General features: G+C 60.1%; 14 protein-coding genes. 8 read left to right on the forward strand and 6 right to left on the reverse strand.

The annotated features are described in order from the left end of the window. Window positions 1–4 precede the first annotated feature (4 nt). The gene (locus K9857_RS07765; protein WP_224534456.1) at window positions 5–646 is read left to right on the forward strand and encodes a transcriptional regulator; all 642 of its coding nucleotides are present in this window, start codon (window positions 5–7) and stop codon (window positions 644–646) included. Window positions 647–844: 198 nt separating this feature from the next. Here K9857_RS07765 and K9857_RS07770 read toward each other — a convergent pair whose 3' ends face one another. The 6 genes from K9857_RS07770 to K9857_RS07795 all read right to left on the reverse strand — a co-directional run bounded on the left by K9857_RS07770 (window position 845) and on the right by K9857_RS07795 (window position 6,163). Continuing rightward, window positions 845–1,621, reverse strand: a complete 777-nt coding sequence (locus K9857_RS07770) for an ABC transporter substrate-binding protein (RefSeq protein WP_224534458.1) — start codon at window positions 1,619–1,621, stop codon at window positions 845–847. 301 nt (window positions 1,622–1,922) lie between these two features. Continuing rightward, complete coding sequence (gene moaE / locus K9857_RS07775; RefSeq protein WP_224534461.1) at window positions 1,923–2,375, reverse strand: molybdopterin synthase catalytic subunit MoaE; 453 nt, start codon at window positions 2,373–2,375, stop codon at window positions 1,923–1,925. A 4-nt stretch (window positions 2,376–2,379) separates the two neighbouring features. Further along, window positions 2,380–2,622 carry a molybdopterin converting factor subunit 1 gene (moaD, locus tag K9857_RS07780; RefSeq protein ID WP_175377919.1) on the reverse strand — a complete coding sequence of 81 codons (243 nt, stop codon included), beginning with the start codon at window positions 2,620–2,622 and terminating at the stop codon, window positions 2,380–2,382. Then, window positions 2,619–3,092, reverse strand: coding sequence for a cyclic pyranopterin monophosphate synthase MoaC (moaC, locus tag K9857_RS07785; protein WP_224534470.1), 474 nt, complete (start codon window positions 3,090–3,092; stop codon window positions 2,619–2,621). Before moaC ends, moaD begins: the two co-directional genes overlap by 4 nt. A 215-nt stretch (window positions 3,093–3,307) precedes the next feature. Next, a complete protein-coding gene (locus tag K9857_RS07790) occupies window positions 3,308–4,702 on the reverse strand; it encodes a PhoH family protein (RefSeq protein WP_224534471.1) in 1,395 nt (464 codons plus the stop codon). A gap of 336 nt (window positions 4,703–5,038) precedes the next feature. Further along, a complete protein-coding gene (locus tag K9857_RS07795; protein WP_224534473.1) occupies window positions 5,039–6,163 on the reverse strand; it encodes a polysaccharide deacetylase family protein in 1,125 nt (374 codons plus the stop codon). Window positions 6,164–6,313: 150 nt separating this feature from the next. Here K9857_RS07795 and yaaA point away from each other — a divergent pair, with 150 nt between their 5' ends. The 7 genes from yaaA (at window position 6,314) to algG (ending at window position 16,670) form a co-directional block, all read left to right on the forward strand. Continuing rightward, entirely contained in the window at window positions 6,314–7,093 is a 780-nt protein-coding gene (gene yaaA, locus K9857_RS07800) for a peroxide stress protein YaaA (protein WP_224534475.1), read from the forward strand. 823 nt (window positions 7,094–7,916) lie between these two features. Then, window positions 7,917–9,233: a nucleotide sugar dehydrogenase gene (locus tag K9857_RS07805; RefSeq protein ID WP_224534477.1), complete on the forward strand. Its 1,317-nt coding sequence runs from the start codon at window positions 7,917–7,919 to the stop codon at window positions 9,231–9,233. 140 nt (window positions 9,234–9,373) lie between these two features. Continuing rightward, window positions 9,374–10,855, forward strand: a complete 1,482-nt coding sequence (gene alg8, locus K9857_RS07810) for a mannuronan synthase (RefSeq protein WP_411961550.1) — start codon at window positions 9,374–9,376, stop codon at window positions 10,853–10,855. A gap of 36 nt (window positions 10,856–10,891) precedes the next feature. Then, the gene (locus tag K9857_RS07815) at window positions 10,892–12,061 is read left to right on the forward strand and encodes an alginate biosynthesis protein Alg44 (RefSeq protein ID WP_175377925.1); all 1,170 of its coding nucleotides are present in this window, start codon (window positions 10,892–10,894) and stop codon (window positions 12,059–12,061) included. A 9-nt stretch (window positions 12,062–12,070) separates the two neighbouring features. Next, window positions 12,071–13,576 (forward strand): alginate biosynthesis TPR repeat lipoprotein AlgK, encoded by a 1,506-nt coding sequence (gene algK, locus K9857_RS07820; protein ID WP_224534480.1) that lies wholly within the window; start codon window positions 12,071–12,073, stop codon window positions 13,574–13,576. Continuing rightward, window positions 13,573–15,057, forward strand: a complete 1,485-nt coding sequence (locus K9857_RS07825) for an alginate export family protein (protein WP_224534482.1) — start codon at window positions 13,573–13,575, stop codon at window positions 15,055–15,057. Before algK ends, K9857_RS07825 begins: the two co-directional genes overlap by 4 nt. Before the next feature lie 26 nt (window positions 15,058–15,083). Beyond that, window positions 15,084–16,670, forward strand: coding sequence for a mannuronan 5-epimerase AlgG (gene algG, locus K9857_RS07830; RefSeq protein WP_224534484.1), 1,587 nt, complete (start codon window positions 15,084–15,086; stop codon window positions 16,668–16,670). Window positions 16,671–16,675 lie beyond the last annotated feature (5 nt).

The following is a 16,675-nucleotide window of genomic DNA, read 5'->3' on the forward strand; positions in this document are numbered from 1 at the left end:
CTGCATGAACGCACCCGAAAAAGACCCGGCCTTGAGCGACGCCGCCCTGGATAACTTCCGGGCTATCGCCGATGCCATCGCCACTCTGTTCTTTCCCCACGCCGAGGTGGTGCTGCACGACCTGCGCACGCAGAAGGTCGACTACATCGCCAACAACCTGTCCAAGCGGGTGATCGGCGACGATTCGGCGCTGGAAGACATGCTCAGCGACGATGTCGACGAACGAAACATCGGGCCGTACGAAAAGCTCAACTGGGATGGTCAGAACATTCGCAGCGTCAGCACCGTGCTGCGCGACAGCGAAGGTCATCCGCTGGGCGTGCTGTGCATCAATCTGAATATTTCGCTGTTCGAGAATGCCAAGGCCGCGCTGGACCTGTTCCTGTCACCGACCAAGCTGATCCCGCAACCGGACGCGCTGTTTCGCGATGACTGGCAGGAGCGGATCAACACCTTCCTCCACGCCTGGCTGCGCGAACGCCAACTGAGCCTGAACCTGCTGACCCGCGATCACAAACGCGAACTGGTGCTGGCCCTGCATGCCGAAGGGGCGTTCAAGGGTAAAAGCTCGTCGAACTATGTGGCCAATGTGCTGAACATGGGGCGGGCGACGGTGTACAAGCATTTGAAGGAATTGAAGGGCTGAAGATCAAAAGATCGCAGCCTGCGGCAGCTCCTACATTTGTCCCGTGTCGGACACAAAATTTGTGTACACACAGATCACCTGTGGGAGCGGGCTTGCTCGCGAAGAGGCCGGCACATCCAACATCAATGTCGCCTGACACACCGTTTTCGCGGGCAAGCCTCGCTCCTACAGGTCACGCTTGCCCGCGAAGACTGACGATCAATCGCCGTAGATATCGGACTTGAAGTACTTCTCGGAAATCTTCTGGTACTCGCCATTCGCGCGAATGCCATCGATGGCCGTGTTCAACTGGCTGACCAGTTCGGCATTCCCCTTGCGCACCGCAATCCCGGCGCCCTCGCCCACGTATTTCGGATCCTTGAGCTCAGGCCCGACAAACGCGTAACCCTTGCCACGCGGCATCGACAGGAAGTCGTTGAGCGGAATGGTGTCGGCGAAAACCGCGTCCAGGCGACCGGCCGCCAGGTCCATGTAGATCTCTTCGTTGTTGCCGTAACGCTTGACGATGACGCCCTTGGGCTCGAACACCTCGGTAGCGTAGCGATCAGTGGTGGTCGCGCGCTGCACGCCGACGGTCTTGCCCTTGAGGCTGGCGTACTGGTCATCCACCACCGCGCCTTCCTTCATCACCAGGCGCGAGGACGTGAAGTAGTACTTGTGGGTGAAATCCACCGACTTCTTGCGGTCGTCGTTGATGGTCATCGACGACAGGGCCATGTCGATCTTCTTCACTTTCAGCGAAGGAATCAGGCCGTCGAACTCACCTTCGACCCACACGCACTTGACCTTCATCTCGGCGCACAGGGCGTTGCCGATGTCGTAGTCGAAACCGACGATCTCGCCCTTGTCGGTCTTGGAAGCAAACGGTGGATAAGCGGCCTCGATACCGATACGCAGGGTTTTCTCGGCGGCATACAGGCTGGAGCACGCCAACAGGCTCAGGGCCAGACCGGTGATGAGGGGGAACTTCTTCATATTCGTTCTCTCGCGGGTTGTTGTTGGTTTTGCAAGACAGAAGAAAAAGCGGAAACGGGGATAGATCTTTTTTTGTACTTATAAATCCATACTGGACTTTTATGTACAAACCGTCAATTGGAGAAAACGAAGATGTGCCGGCCGGTGGTCGGGCATTCAGAAAGGAATGTGTGAAGCGGATGGCCTCATCGCGGGCAAGCCCGCTCCCACAAGGTTCGCGTCGTACACAACCTACGCGACCGGCACAAATCCTGTGGGAGCGGGCTTGCCCGCGATGACGTACTCAAGAGCGAAACCGAGATTACTGCTTCCAGCGATCCGCCGCCGCATGATCGCTGTCGCGCCCCTCGACCCAGCGCGAGCCTTCGGGGGTGTTCTCTTTTTTCCAGAACGGCGCGCGGGTTTTCAGGTAGTCCATGACAAAGGCGCAGGCATCGAAGGCGGCCTGGCGATGGGCGCTGGCGGCGCCGACGAAGACGATCGGCTCGCCGGGTTCCAGCGCGCCGATGCGATGCAGCACTTCGAGCTTGAGCAACGGCCAGCGCTGCTCGGCCTCGGTGGCGATCTTGCCGAGGGCTTTTTCGGTCATGCCCGGATAATGTTCGAGGAACATCCCGGCCACATCGAGTCCGTCATTGAAGTCGCGCACGTAACCGACAAAACTCACCACCGCACCCACGCCAACGTTGGCGGCGTGCATGGCGTTCACCTCAACCCCTGGATCGAACGGCTCGGGCTGGACACGGATCGCCATGGTTTCAGCCCCCGGTCACGGTCGGAAAAAACGCCACTTCATCGCCATCGGCCACCGGCTCGTCGAGCTGGCACAGGTCTTCGTTGCGCGCACACATCAGGTTTTGCTCGCTCAGCACTTCGGCGCCTTCACGCTGGGCCAGCAACGCGCGCACGTCGTCAACCGTGGCGAACGGGCCCTGGACCTCAAGCGAATCCATACCCAGGGCTTCACGATAGCGGGCGAAAAACTTCACGGTAACGTTCATGGCTGCTCCGCCTGGAAGTGACCGCTCTTGCCGCCGAGCTTTTCCAGCAGCTTGACGTTTTCGATGGTCATGCCGCGATCCACGGCCTTGCACATGTCATAGATGGTCAGGGCCGCGACGCTGGCGGCGGTCAGGGCTTCCATCTCCACCCCGGTCTGCCCGGACAGCTTGCAGCGCGCGACGATACGGACGCTGTCGTCGCCTTCGGCACTGAGTTCGACCTTGACCCCGGTCAGCATCAGCGGATGGCATAGCGGAATCAGATCACTGGTTTTCTTCGCCGCCTGGATGCCAGCGATGCGCGCCACGGCAAACACATCACCCTTGGGGTGACCGCCGCTGACGATCATCTGCAGGGTTTCGGGCAGCATGCGCACCAGCGCTTGGGCAGTCGCCTCACGGAACGTCACGTCTTTGTCGGTGACGTCGACCATGTTGGCGCGACCTTGGGAATCGAGATGAGTCAGCACGGGGTTACTCCTGATCAGGAGCGTCGATTGTAAACCTGCGGGTCAAAATTGCGCACGCACGAATATTCAGGCACAGCCCATCCACCTGTAGGAGCGAGGCTTGCCCGCGAAGCTCTTCGGCGCACTTGAAGACGCCTTCGCGGGCAAGCCTCGCTCCTACAAAGGCGCAATAAAAAACCGGGCGGCTTTTGGGCCGCCCGGTTCTGGTCAAACGGTTACAGATGCGATTCGGCGTATTCGGCCAGAATCGAGCGAGGCACCCCTTGCAGGGTGATGTGCACGCCGTTCGGGAAGTCCTTGAAGCGTTCGGTCAGGTAGGTCAGCCCGGAGCTGGTCGCGGACAGGTAAGGGGTGTCGATCTGTGCCAGGTTGCCCAGGCACACCACTTTGGAACCGGCGCCGGCACGGGTGATGATGGTTTTCATCTGGTGCGGCGTGAGGTTCTGGCATTCGTCGATCAGGATCAGGCTTTGCTGGAAGCTGCGGCCTCGAATGTAGTTGAGGGATTTGAACTGCAACGGCACTTTGCTGAGGATGTAGTCAACGCTGCCATGGGTGCTTTCGTCATCCATGTGCAAGGCTTCGAGGTTGTCGGTGATGGCGCCCAGCCAAGGCTCCATTTTTTCCGCTTCGGTGCCGGGCAAAAAGCCGATTTCCTGGTCCAGGCCCTGCACGCTGCGGGTGGCAATGATGCGGCGATAACGCTTGCTGACCATGGTCTGCTCGATCGCAGCGGCCAGGGCCAGAATGGTTTTACCGGAACCGGCGGCGCCGGACAGGTTGACCAGATGGATGTCCGGATCGAGCAAGGCGAACAGCGCCAGGCTCTGGTAGATGTCGCGAGGCTTGAGCCCCCAGGCTTCCTGGTGCAGCAGCGGCTCCTGATGCAGATCGAGGATCAGCAGCTGATCGTTCTCGATCTCCTTGATCCAGCCGACGAAGCCCTGCTCATCAATGATGAACTCGTTGATGTGCACCGCCGGCAGGTTGTCGATCATTTTCACCTGATGCCAGGTGCGACCATGACCCTGACGGGTTTCGACCTTGCTCACCAGATCCCAGAACGACCCCTTCATCTCGTGATAACCATTAGGCAGCAACGAAACGTCGTCTACCAGTTGGTCAGTGCTGTAGTCCTCGGCCGCGATCCCGCACGCGCGGGCCTTGAGGCGCATGTTGATGTCTTTGGTCACCAGCACCACCGACTTCTTCAGGTGGCGCGCCTGCAGGTCGATCAGCTGGTTGATGATGATGTTGTCGTTAAGGTGCTCGGGCAGAATGATGCTCGGCTCGGCGCGCTTGCTCATCAGAATTGACAGCAAGCCTTTCGGGCCACCCTTGCCCCGCTGGATCGGCACACCCTGTTCCACATCTTCGGGCGTGGCGTCGCCCAGGGTCTTGTCGATCAGCCGGATGGCCTGGCGGCATTCGGCGGCGACGCTGTGATGCCCGCTCTTGAGCTTGTCGAGCTCCTCAAGCACGGTCATTGGGAGGGCGACGTGGTGTTCTTCGAAATTGAGCAGCGCGTTTGGATCGTGAATCAATACGTTGGTATCGAGTACATAAAGGATTGGCTGGTTGGAAGAAGAGCTACGTCCGTGATCATCCATACTCGGTCACCTTTGTGGGAGCCATTGGACGCAATACCTTGACGGTTATGCGCCTCGAAGTGACTGCCGAATTCACCTGCGGGGACTCAAGTGAACTGCGCACGAGTAGGGTCTTGGAGGACGCCACCTGTGCTGCAGGTTTCGGCTGTCTGTCTTCGTAATACTCCAAAACCCATGACAGGAAAAAGCACTTTGACGCTTTTTTGAAGTTTATTTTGCAGAGTGACGAAAAGCCCTTGGCGGACTGCCATCATCCGTTTACAGTCGGAAATCAACCTGCTGCAAAATCCCTCCGAAAATCGCCCCGAACCCAATGTTTACGGGCTTTTCCTGTTTTCAGCGAAAACCGTCCTGGCAATCCTCCCAACCGATCCCGCTCTGCGACGTTTGCGTCAGCAGCCAGGGCAACGCGGTTTTCAGCCCGTCCTGCTTCACATTGAAATTGATCACGCCATGACGCCACAGCAGCATCAGGGTCAGCACCCGTTGTGCGCTCTGCGGGCCCTTGAGTTTGCCGGCGCCGTCCTGGGCATCGATGTCCCACAGGGCCACCTGCAGGCCCTGGGACTTGAAGAACGGCTCGGCGTCCGAGCGGCGCTGGCCATCGGGTGGACGGAACAGCGGCACGTAGTTCTCCGGCAGTTTGCCTTTGACCAGATCGACGCTGCGCCGGACCGAGTCCTGCCAGTCCTGCCAATGGCTGTGGGAGCGGAATTCCCAGCCCTGCACGCCGACACACTGGGTCGAAAAGGTTGATTGCAGATTGGCCACCGAGCCTTGAGCCAGACGCGTCTGAATGTCCTTGCCGAGGACGAAGAAGGTGCCGCTCATGTTCGCCTTGCGCAGGTAATCGGCCACCCAGTCGGTGTTGTCGGGCGCGGCATTGGCGGCGCTGTCGAAGGTCAGCAGGAACAGACGGTCATGCATGCCGTCGCCATTGCGTTCGTAGTCGCCGAATTGATCGACTTCGCTGGTGGTCTGCGGAAACAGCGCAGCCTTGCGCAGCTGTTCGTCCAGGTACTGGGCATGGAACAGGCGGCTGGGTTCGGCCCACTTGATGTAGTAGCTGTCTTCGCCGATCTGGAATTTGCCGGCTTGCTCACGCAGGGTCGGCATGTCCTCCACCAGGAAGCAGAACGACGCATCCTGATCGCAGCTCCGCTGGGCGAAATTGAAGCTGGTCAGCAAGCGTTGCCACATCCGTTCGCGTACGCGGTTGACCGACTCCATGTTGACCGTGCGCAGGCCCAGCCGCTGGGCCAGTGCGGGCTCATCCAGTGCTTCGCTGTCCTGCAGTCCGTGGGCGAACATGAGGATTTCGGCGCGCGAGGCCACGTCGAACAGCGTCGGATTGGTGAGTTTTTCCGGCCAGGTGCCGCGATCGAGCGTCGCCACCTCGCCCGGCGCCGCCATGGCGCCGAAGCTCAGGAGCCAGGCCGTGAATAGAAAAGCGATACGCAATGGGATGTCTCCATAACAAAACCCGCGCCGCACTATATCGCGGGAAGATCAAAAGATCGCATGACACCACCGATCACCTATCACACCGATAGCTGGAGTCATCACGGACAACCCCCTAGAATCGCCCCCACGATTAAAGGAGACGACTTCATGCTGATGGTGATTTCACCCGCCAAGACCCTCGATTACGAAACACCGCCGGCGACCCAGCGCTTTACCCAGCCGCAATACCTGGACCATTCCCAGGAGCTGATCCTGCAACTGCGCGACCTGACGCCGGCGCAGATCAGTGAGTTGATGCACGTCTCCGACAAGATCGGCGGGCTCAACGCCGCGCGTTTCGGCAGCTGGACCCCGGCATTCACCCCGGAAAACGCCAAGCAGGCGTTGCTGGCATTCAAGGGCGATGTGTACACCGGGTTGAACGCGCAAACCTTCAGCGAAGCCGATTTCGATTACGCCCAAAAGCATCTGCGCATGCTCTCCGGCCTCTATGGCCTGCTGCGCCCGCTGGACCTGATGCAACCTTATCGCCTGGAAATGGGCACCAAGCTGGCTAACGCTCGCGGCAAGGACCTGTATGCCTTCTGGGGTTCGCGCATCAGCGAATGGCTGAACGAAGCCCTGGCCGACCAGGGTGACGATGTCCTGCTGAACCTGGCCTCCAACGAGTACTTCTCGGCGGTCAAACGCAGCGCCCTGAACGCGCGGATCATCAATACCGAGTTCAAGGACCTGAAGAACGGCCAGTACAAGATCATCAGCTTCTACGCCAAGAAGGCCCGGGGCCTGATGAGCCGATTCGTCATCGCAGAACGGATCAATAATCCCGATGCCCTCAAACAGTTCGACGTCCAGGGCTATCGCTTCTGCGCCGAGCAATCCAAACCGGACAATCTGGTTTTCCTGCGCGATCACGCACCCGAGTGATCCATTAAAAGCGGCGCAGCAGTGGAAACCCGCTCTGCGCCGCTCTACTGATACCCCCTATAATCCCCGCTCGATTCGCCATTTTTATGGCGCCAAAAACACAACAGTCAATTTTCTAACTTTACTTTCATTCGACTTCGATCATTTTTTTCAGTAGTGGCACTGAAAATTTTTATCGGTACTGGCAAAAAACTATCCCCTGCGATTATCCGCCTATATATAAAGGGCGAAACGGCAAGTGCTATCAATATGAAAGCAGTGCCATCTTTCTCAATATTTCAAGAAATTTCAGAAATCACGATGGCCGGATCGGAACTATGTCCGAATGCACTGCTCGAACCACCGGTAACGAATTTCTTCGAGATTGTGAGAAATAACTTACGCAGAACAGAGATCCATGTAGCGAAGTTATCCCTGTAACTTCCACAGACTTATCTCTGATTTGGGCAATATTGAACGGACAGCGAAGACCCCTCTATGGCTATTTCCAACAGAGCCTGGGCAGCGCATCTATAGCGTGCTCAGCAGAGCACCCAAATACTTGATTTTCATGGCTTTCGCCTGACATCAAGGGCACGGAAAGGTTGCACGAATATCTTCTGAGCAGAGGATTGGCTGCATTACAGGGCACGCCAAACAATAAGCCCTGACGACGCACACCTTGAGTGCACTTATTTAGACACTCGTAACTTACATGCCACCACGAGGCATTGTTGCGCCTGTGCGCCGCACTTTCGAGTGCACTTAAAACGCTGAAAACGATGAACTATGACCATCTAATGGTTGAAGTTATTACAGGCTTGATAATAGAGAGGTAATTGCGATGCGCATCAGCATATTTGGTTTGGGTTACGTTGGCGCAGTGTGTGCCGGTTGCCTGTCTGCACGGGGTCATGACGTCGTTGGCGTCGATGTTGCCAAAGACAAGATCGATATGATCAATGCCGGCAAATCGCCGATCGTTGAACCGGGCCTGGGCGAGCTTCTGGCACAGGGTATCCAGACCGGTCGCCTGCGTGGCACCACCAACTTCTCCGAAGCGATCCGTGACACTGACCTGTCGATGATCTGCGTCGGTACGCCGAGCAAGAAGAACGGCGACCTGGAACTGAACTACATCGAGGCCGTGTGCCGCGAAATCGGTTTTGTCCTGCGTGAAAAATCCACCCGTCACACCATCGTGGTGCGCAGCACCGTGTTGCCGGGCACCGTGGCCAACGTGGTCATCCCGATCCTGGAAGACTGCTCCGGCAAGAAGGCGGGCGTCGATTTCGGCGTCGCCGTGAACCCTGAGTTCCTGCGCGAAAGCACCGCCATCGCCGACTACGACCAGCCGCCAATGACCGTCATCGGCGAGTTCGACAAGGCTTCGGGCGACGTCCTGCAATCGCTGTACGAAGAACTCGACGCGCCGATCATCCGCAAGGACATCGCCGTCGCCGAGATGATCAAGTACACCTGCAACGTGTGGCACGCCGCCAAGGTGACCTTCGCCAACGAGATCGGCAACATCGCCAAGGCCGTCGGCGTCGACGGTCGTGAAGTGATGGACGTAGTCTGCCAGGACAAGACCCTGAACCTGTCCCAGTACTACATGCGTCCGGGCTTCGCCTTCGGTGGCTCCTGCCTGCCGAAAGACGTGCGCGCCCTGACCTACCGCGCCAGCTCCCTGGACGTAGAAGCGCCGCTGCTCAACTCGCTGATGCGCAGCAACGAATCCCAGGTGCAGAACGCCTTCGATATCGTTTCCAACCACGACAAGCGCAAAGTCGCCCTGCTGGGCCTGAGCTTCAAGGCCGGCACCGACGACCTGCGTGAAAGCCCGCTGGTTGATCTGGCCGAAATGCTGATCGGCAAGGGTTACGACCTGAGCATCTACGACAGCAACGTCGAGTACGCCCGTGTCCACGGCGCGAACAAGGACTACATCGAGTCGAAAATCCCTCACGTGTCCTCGTTGCTCAACTCCGACTTCGACGAAGTGATCAACAACTCCGACGTGATCATCCTGGGCAACCGTGACGAGAAATTCCGCGCCCTGGTGCAGGACGTTCCGCACGGCAAGCAAGTGATCGACCTGGTGGGCTTCATGTCTCAGGCCACCAGCGCGCAAAGCCGAGCTGAAGGCATCTGCTGGTAAGGCAGCCTTCCTGTAGGAGCGAGCACGCTCGCGATGAACGCAAGAACACCGCGGGGTATCAGGTACCCAGCGTCATCGTTGGCGACCATCGCGAGCATGCTCGCTCCTACAGGTTCTACGGATCGAGACGGATGCAAATTATGCTCAGGCTAAAGCACGGCCTGCTCCAGGCCGCCGGTTGGCTGTTTTATCTAAGTCTGTTGATGGGCATCGCCGTTGCGCTGCCTGTGTCCACATTCGACCCCGAGTCGAAGGACTTCATTTTCCTGATCGGTATCGTCGGTATCTGGCGCTACTCGATGGGGGCCACGCACTTTGTGCGCGGCATGCTGTTTCTGTACGTGGTCTACCCGCACCTGCGGCGCAAAGTGCGCAAGCTGGGCAAGGCGGCGGACCCGTCCCACGTATTTCTGATGGTCACCAGTTTCCGGATCGATGCGCTGACCACCGCGCAGGTCTACAGCTCGGTGATCCGCGAAGCCATCGACTGCGAGCTGCCGACCACCGTGGTCTGTTCCATCGTGGAAATGTCCGATGAGCTTCTGGTCAAGAGCCTGTGGAAGCGGATGAACCCGCCTGCCCGGGTCAAGCTCGACTTCGTACGCATTCCCGGCACCGGCAAGCGCGACGGCCTGGCCTACGGTTTCCGCGCCATCTCCCGTCACCTGCCGGACGACCGCGCCGTGGTGGCGGTGATCGACGGCGACACCGTGCTCGGCGAAGGCGTAGTGCGCAAGACCGTGCCGTGGTTCCAGATGTTCGGCAACGTCGGCGGCCTGACCACCAACGAATTCTGCGAAGTGCGCGGCGGCTACATCATGAGCGAATGGCACAAGCTGCGCTTCGCCCAGCGTCACATCAACATGTGCTCGATGGCCCTGTCCAAGCGCGTGCTGACCATGACCGGGCGGATGTCGGTGTTCCGCGCGACCGTGGTGACCAACCCGGAATTCATCGCCGACGTGGAAAGCGACTCGCTGCAACACTGGCGCCTGGGCCGCTTCAAGTTCCTGACCGGCGACGACAAGTCCAGCTGGTTCAGCCTGATGCGCCTGGGCTACGACACCTTCTACGTGCCGGATGCCGCGATCAACACCGTCGAGCACCCGCCGGAAAAGAGCTTCATCAAGGCCAGTCGCAAGCTGATGTTCCGCTGGTACGGCAACAACCTGCGTCAGAACTCCCGTGCCCTGGGCCTGGGGATCCGGCGCCTGGGTGCGTTCACGTCCGTGGTGCTGTTCGATCAGCGCGTGTCGATGTGGACGTCGCTTCTGGGCCTGACCGTGGCACTGCTCGCCAGCTTCAAGTACGGCACCGCGTTCATCCTGGTGTACCTGCTGTGGATCGGCATCACCCGTCTGATCCTGACCCTGTTGCTGTCCTGCTCCGGCCACCGGATCGGGCCCGCTTACCCGGCGATTCTCTATTACAACCAGATCGTTGGCGCGCTGGTGAAGATCTACGTGTTCTTCCGCCTCGACCAACAGTCCTGGACTCGCCAGCCCACTTCTCTGTCCCGTGATCTCGCCAGCTTTCAACGTTGGTTCAACACCTGGTCGTCTCGGACCATGACCTTCTCCGCCGGCAGCATTTTCGTCGCCGTGCTGCTGATGATGGTCTGACCGAACTCGCCTGAATTAACTAGGAAAACGCCCCTTATGAATACCGCCGTCAACGCCAACGTAGTGCACGAATCCGAAGCCCAGCGCCAGCACGCCCGGGTCAAAATCCCGGCCAAGCTGCGGTTCTTCGGCCCAGACCGTACGCCGGTCGAAGCACGAGTGATCGACCTGTCCGCCGGTGGCCTGGCCTTCAACGCCGGTCAGCTGCCGCTCAAGGCTGGCGACGTGTACAAGGCCCGCCTGCAATTTGTCATCGACAACCTCGGCCTGGCCATGGACGTCGAATTGCAGGTGCGTTCCTACGATCGCCAGACCGGTCGCGCCGGTTGCCAGTTCCAGAACCTGGAGCCGCAGGACATCTCGACCCTGCGCCACCTGATCACTTCGCACCTGGCGGGCGATCTCGTCAGCATCGGCGAAATGCTCGCGACCCTGCAGCGCGACAACTTCACCAAGGCGCGCAAGAACAAGGACGGCGGCCATGGCATGAGCGCGTTCGGGCGCCTGAAAGCCGTGACGTTCAGCCTGGGGGTTTTCGTCGTCGGCGTGGCGGCGTTCGGTTTCATTTTCAAATCGGTGTACGGCATGTACTTCGTCAGCCACGCCCAGGCCGGTCTGGTCAGCGTGCCGGGCATCAACATCACCATGCCGCGCGACGGCACCGTGCAGAGCCTGGTCAAAGCCGACGGCGTGGCGGCCAAGGGCGCACCGCTGGCGACCTTCAGCACCAGCATGCTCGACGTGCTCAAGGGCCACCTGGAAGGCGATCAACTGGCGCCGGCCAAGGTCGAGGAACTGTTCGGCAAGCAAATGACCGGCACCCTGACTTCGCCGTGCGATTGCACCGTGGGCCAGCAACTGGTTGCCAACGGTCAGTACGCCAGCAAGGGCGATGTGATCTTCCAGCTGGTGCCGCGCAACACCGAAGCCAATGTCGAGGCGCGCTTCTCCTATCGCCAGTTCGGCGACGTGCTGCCAGGCACCGCCGTGCGCTTCCAGATCGCCGGTGAAGACAAGACCCGCACCGGCAAGATCGTCAGCAGCACCAGCCTGAAAAGCGCCGACCTGTCCTCCGACATCCGCGTGCTGATCCAGCCTGACGAAGCCCTGGACAGCACCCTCGCCGGCCGCCCGGTGGAAGTGAACAGCGACCGCGGCCCGAACCTGAACTGGCTGATCGACAAAGCCATGGCTGCTGGTCTGTAACCGGAGGACATGCCTGTGACTTCTATCCAAAGAACACCACAGTCCCTGTGGGAGCTGGCTTGCCAGCGATTGGATCAACTCGGTTTGTCTGATGCACCGCGGTGCCTGAATCGCTGGCAAGCCAGCTCCCACAAGGGCCATGCGTTGTGTGCACTGGCGCTTGCCGTCAGCCTCACCGGCTGCGCCGGCCTGCCCGACCAGCGCCTGGCCAACGAAGCCCTCAAGCGTGGCGACACCGCCACCGCCGCGGCGAACTACCAGCAGCTCGCAGACCTGGGCTACAGCGAAGCCCAGGTCGGTCTGGCCGATATCCAGGTGGACAGCCGTGACCCGGCGCAGATGAAGCAGGCCGAGGCCACTTACCGCGCCGCCGCCAGCGTCTCGCCCCGTGCCCAGGCACGCCTGGGTCGTCTGCTGGTGGCCAAGCCCGGCTCCACCGAAGCCGAACAGCACGAAGCCGAAGGCCTGTTGAAAAAGGCCTCGGCCGCCGGTGAAGGCAACACCCTGATTCCGCTGGCCATGCTGTACCTGCAATACCCGCACAGCTTTCCCAATGTGAATGCGCAGCAGCAGATCAGCCAATGGCGCGCCGAAGGCAAGCCGGAAGCGGGCCTGGCGCAAGTGCTGCTGTATCGCACCCAGGGCACCTACGACCAGCATCTGGATGACGTGGAAAAGATCTGCAAAGCCGCGATCAACACCACCGACATCTGCTACGTCGAACTGGCCACGGTCTATCAGAAAAAGGCCCAGCCGGAACAGCAGGCCGAGTTGATCAAGCAAATGCAGGCGGCCCACAGCCGCGGCACCGTCTCTGCTCAGCGCGTGGACAGCGTCGCTCGCGTGCTGGCCGATCCGACCCTGGGCAAGACCGACGAGAAAACCGCGCAGTCGCTGCTCGAACCGATCGCGCCGGGCTACCCGGCCTCGTGGGTGACACTCGCGCAACTGATCTACGACTTCCCGGAACTGGGCGACGTCGACCAGATGATGAAGTACCTGGACAACGGCCGCGCCGCCGACCAACCCCGCGCCGAGCTGTTGCTGGGCAAGCTGTACTACGAAGGGAAAATGGTCCCGGCCGACGCCAAGGTCGCCGAGGAACACTTCCAAAAAGCCGTCGGCCGTGAGGTCGCCGCCGATTACTACCTCGGCCAGATCTATCGCCGCGGTTACCTGGGCAAGGTCTATCCGCAGAAGGCTCTCGACCATCTGCTGACCGCTGCGCGCAACGGCCAGAACAGCGCCGACTTCGCCATCGCCCAGCTGTTTTCCCAAGGCAAGGGCACCAAACCCGACCCGCTCAACGCTTACGTCTTCAGCCAGTTGGCCAAGGCCCAGAACACTCCGCAGGCCACCGAGCTTGCGCAAACCATCGAAGCCCAGTTGCCGCCTGCGCAACTTGCCGAGGCCCAGCGCCTGTTGAAACAGGAACAGGCCAGTCGCGGTGCCTTGAGTCAGAACACGCTGCAACTGCACGCCCTGCAAGAAGAGGACGGCGAGGAAACCCTATGAAGTTGAATCCATTCGTACAAGCCGGTATCGGCCTGACATTCGCCGTGTTGTGGTCCTGCCCGACACTGGCGGCCATGACTGAAGAGCCGAAGAACTTCGGCCTGGACGTGAAAATCACCGGTCAGTCCGAAGACGACCGCGACCTGGGCACCCAGAGCGGCGGCGACGTCAATGGCGTGGGCCTGGATCTGCGTCCATGGATCTATGGCGAAAGCGGCGCGTGGAGCGCCTACGCCATGGGTCAGGCGGTGACCTCCACCGACATCATCGAGACCGACACCCTGCAACAGGCCGACGGCACCGAGACCACCGACAACGGCGATCGCAAGGCCAAGAAAAACTACCTGGCGATGCGCGAGTTCTGGGTCGGCTACAGCGGCTTCACGCCATACCCCGGCGAGATCCTCAAGTTCGGTCGCCAGCGCCTGCGCAACGACGACGGCCAATGGCGCGACACCAACATCGAAGCCCTGAACTGGACCTTCGACACCACCTTGCTGCGCGCCAACGCCGGTATCGCCGAACGTTTCAGCGAGTACCGCACCGACCTCAAGGAACTGTCGCCACAGGACAAGGACCGCCTGCACGCCTACGCCGATGCCGCGTACCAGTGGACCCCGGGCAACTGGGTCGGCATTCGCGGTCATCACACCCACGATGACGGCAAGCTCGACTACCCGACACCGGGTGAACCGGCCGACACCCTGGACAAGAAACAGAACGGCGACATCAGCTGGCTGGGCCTTACCGCCGACAGCGACGCCTACAACTGGCGCAACACTAACCAGCTCAATTACTGGGGCAGCATCACCGGCATGAGCGGCGACCGCGACACGGTCAACCCGCTGAACGCCGATGGCACCGCGCCCGCCCAAGCCAAGCGCAGCGGCGATGTCGACGGCTGGGCCACCGACCTGGGCGTGCGCCTGCGTCTGGATCCGCAATGGCAAGTCGGTGCGGCCTACGCCCGTGCCAGCGCCGATTACGAACAGAACGGCCTGGAAAGCAACCGCTCGAACTTCACCGGTACCCGCTCGCGAGTCCATCGTTTCGGCGAGGCCTTCCGTGGCGAAATGAACAACCTGCAAACCGCCACGCTGTTCGGTTCGTGGATGCTCAACGACGAATACGACGCCAGCCTGATCTACCACAAGTTCTGGCGTGTCGACGGCAACAAGCCGGTGGGCAGCAACGGTATCGACGCGGTGCAGAACAACACCGACGACGTGACCGGCGCCGTGCTCTCCAGCACTTCGCTGCCGCTCAACGACGGTGAAAAAGACATGGGTCAGGAAATGGACCTGGTGGTCACCAAGTACTTCAAGCAAGGGCTGCTGCCGGCCTCGCTGAGCCAGGCGGTGGACGAGCCTTCGGCGCTGGTGCGTTTCCGTGGTGGCGTGTTCAAGCCGGGTGATGCCTACGGCAAAGAAGTCGATTCGTACATGCACCGCGCGTTCATCGACGTGATCTGGCGCTTCTGATGCACATTGCGAAGGGAGTCTCCCAGATGAATCATCAAGCCTTCAAAGGCTCGATCAGCCTGTTGGCCGGCGCGATGCTGCTGGCCAGCATGAGTGCCTTCGCCAATGTGGAGCCGGCCTCTCAACCAGGCAAACCGGCAACCATGGCCAAAGAGCTGCAACAGGCCAAGACCTACACCGTCACCAGCGCACCCACTGCGCCGCTGGAAATGAGTGCGCCGAAACTGCCGGACCTTTCGGGCTACACCGCCGAGGCCATCGCCGCCAAAGTGGTGCGCAGCAAGGCCGGCAAGATCAGCGTGCGCCGGATGATGCAGGAAGACGCCCTGAAAGACTTCATTGGCGGCGACAACAAGATGGCCGAATGGGTGGTGCGTCAGCACGGCATCCCTCAGGCGATCTTCGTCGACGACGGCTACATGAACCTCAAGGACCTGGCGAAGAAACTGCCCAAGCAGTATTTCAGCGAAACCTCGCCGGGGGTGTTCCTGGCCAAATTGCCGATCGTGGTCGGTCAGCACGGCATCCTCGAAATCGACAAGCAGACTCAGGAATTGCGCCTGTCCCAGGAGGCCGGCTCGTTCCTGGTCAACGACGGTCAGCTGTTTGTGCGTGACACCAAAATCACCGGCTGGCGCGAGAAGGAAAACGGTCCGGCGACATTCCGTTCGCCCAAGGAATTTCGCCCGTTCCTGCTGGCCTGGGGTGGTACCGAGACCTACATCGCCAACAGCAAGATGGCCAGCTTCGGCTACGCCAACAGTAAGTCCTACGGCGTGAGTATTTCCCAGTACACGCCGAACATGGCCAAGGTGCTCAAGCGCCCTGAACCGACCGGCTGGATCGTCGGCTCCGAGTTCTCGGACATGTGGTACGGCTTCTACTGCTACGAGACCACGGGCTTTGTGGTCAAGGGCAACACCTACAAGGACAACATCGTCTACGGCATCGACCCCCACGACCGTTCCCACGGTCTGATCATTGCCGAGAACACGGTGTACGGAACGAAGAAGAAGCACGGGATCATCATCTCCCGCGAGGTCAACGACAGCTTCATCTTCAACAACCGCACCTACGACAACAAGCTGTCGGGCATCGTGATCGACCGTAACAGCGTCAACAACGTGATTGCCCACAACGAGGTCTATCAGAACCACACCGACGGCATCACCCTCTACGAGAGTGCCGACAACCTGCTGTGGGGCAACAAGGTGCTGAGCAACCGCCGTCACGGCATCCGCATTCGTAACAGCGTGAACATTCGCCTCTACGAAAACGTCGCCATGGCCAACGGCCTGACCGGTGTCTACGGGCACATCAAGGACCTGACCGACACCGACCGTGACATCAAGCTCGACCCGTTCGACGCCCAGGTCTCGCTGATCGTGGTCGGCGGCGAATTGGCGGCCAACGGCAGCGGCCCTCTGTCCATCGACTCGCCGTTGAGCGTGGAGCTGTATCGCGTGTCCATGCTCGCGCCGACCAAATCCAGCGGCATCAGCTTCAACGGGATTCTCGGCGAGCGCCAGGATGAAATTCTCGACCTGCTGGTGCGCCAGCAGAAAGCCGTGCTGATCGACCCTGTCGAACGCCAGACCGAAATGCGGGACTGAGGATA

The sequence above is a fragment of the Pseudomonas sp. REP124 genome (assembly GCF_020164475.1).
Taxonomy (GTDB): Bacteria; Pseudomonadota; Gammaproteobacteria; order Pseudomonadales; family Pseudomonadaceae; genus Aquipseudomonas.

Bases quoted from the DNA above. Each gene is read 5' to 3' on its own strand.
- K9857_RS07765 (WP_224534456.1), top strand. From the start codon at position 5: ATGAACGCACCCGAAAAAGACCCGGCCTTGAGCGACGCCGCCCTGGAT.
- K9857_RS07770 (WP_224534458.1), bottom strand. From the start codon at position 1,621: ATGAAGAAGTTCCCCCTCATCACCGGTCTGGCCCTGAGCCTGTTGGCG.
- moaE (WP_224534461.1), bottom strand. From the start codon at position 2,375: ATGGCGATCCGTGTCCAGCCCGAGCCGTTCGATCCAGGGGTTGAGGTG.
- moaD (WP_175377919.1), bottom strand. From the start codon at position 2,622: ATGAACGTTACCGTGAAGTTTTTCGCCCGCTATCGTGAAGCCCTGGGT.
- K9857_RS07790 (WP_224534471.1), bottom strand. From the start codon at position 4,702: ATGGATGATCACGGACGTAGCTCTTCTTCCAACCAGCCAATCCTTTAT.
- yaaA (WP_224534475.1), top strand. From the start codon at position 6,314: ATGCTGATGGTGATTTCACCCGCCAAGACCCTCGATTACGAAACACCG.
- K9857_RS07805 (WP_224534477.1), top strand. From the start codon at position 7,917: ATGCGCATCAGCATATTTGGTTTGGGTTACGTTGGCGCAGTGTGTGCC.
- alg8 (WP_411961550.1), top strand. From the start codon at position 9,374: ATGCTCAGGCTAAAGCACGGCCTGCTCCAGGCCGCCGGTTGGCTGTTT.
- K9857_RS07815 (WP_175377925.1), top strand. From the start codon at position 10,892: ATGAATACCGCCGTCAACGCCAACGTAGTGCACGAATCCGAAGCCCAG.
- algK (WP_224534480.1), top strand. From the start codon at position 12,071: ATGCCTGTGACTTCTATCCAAAGAACACCACAGTCCCTGTGGGAGCTG.
- K9857_RS07825 (WP_224534482.1), top strand. From the start codon at position 13,573: ATGAAGTTGAATCCATTCGTACAAGCCGGTATCGGCCTGACATTCGCC.
- algG (WP_224534484.1), top strand. From the start codon at position 15,084: ATGAATCATCAAGCCTTCAAAGGCTCGATCAGCCTGTTGGCCGGCGCG.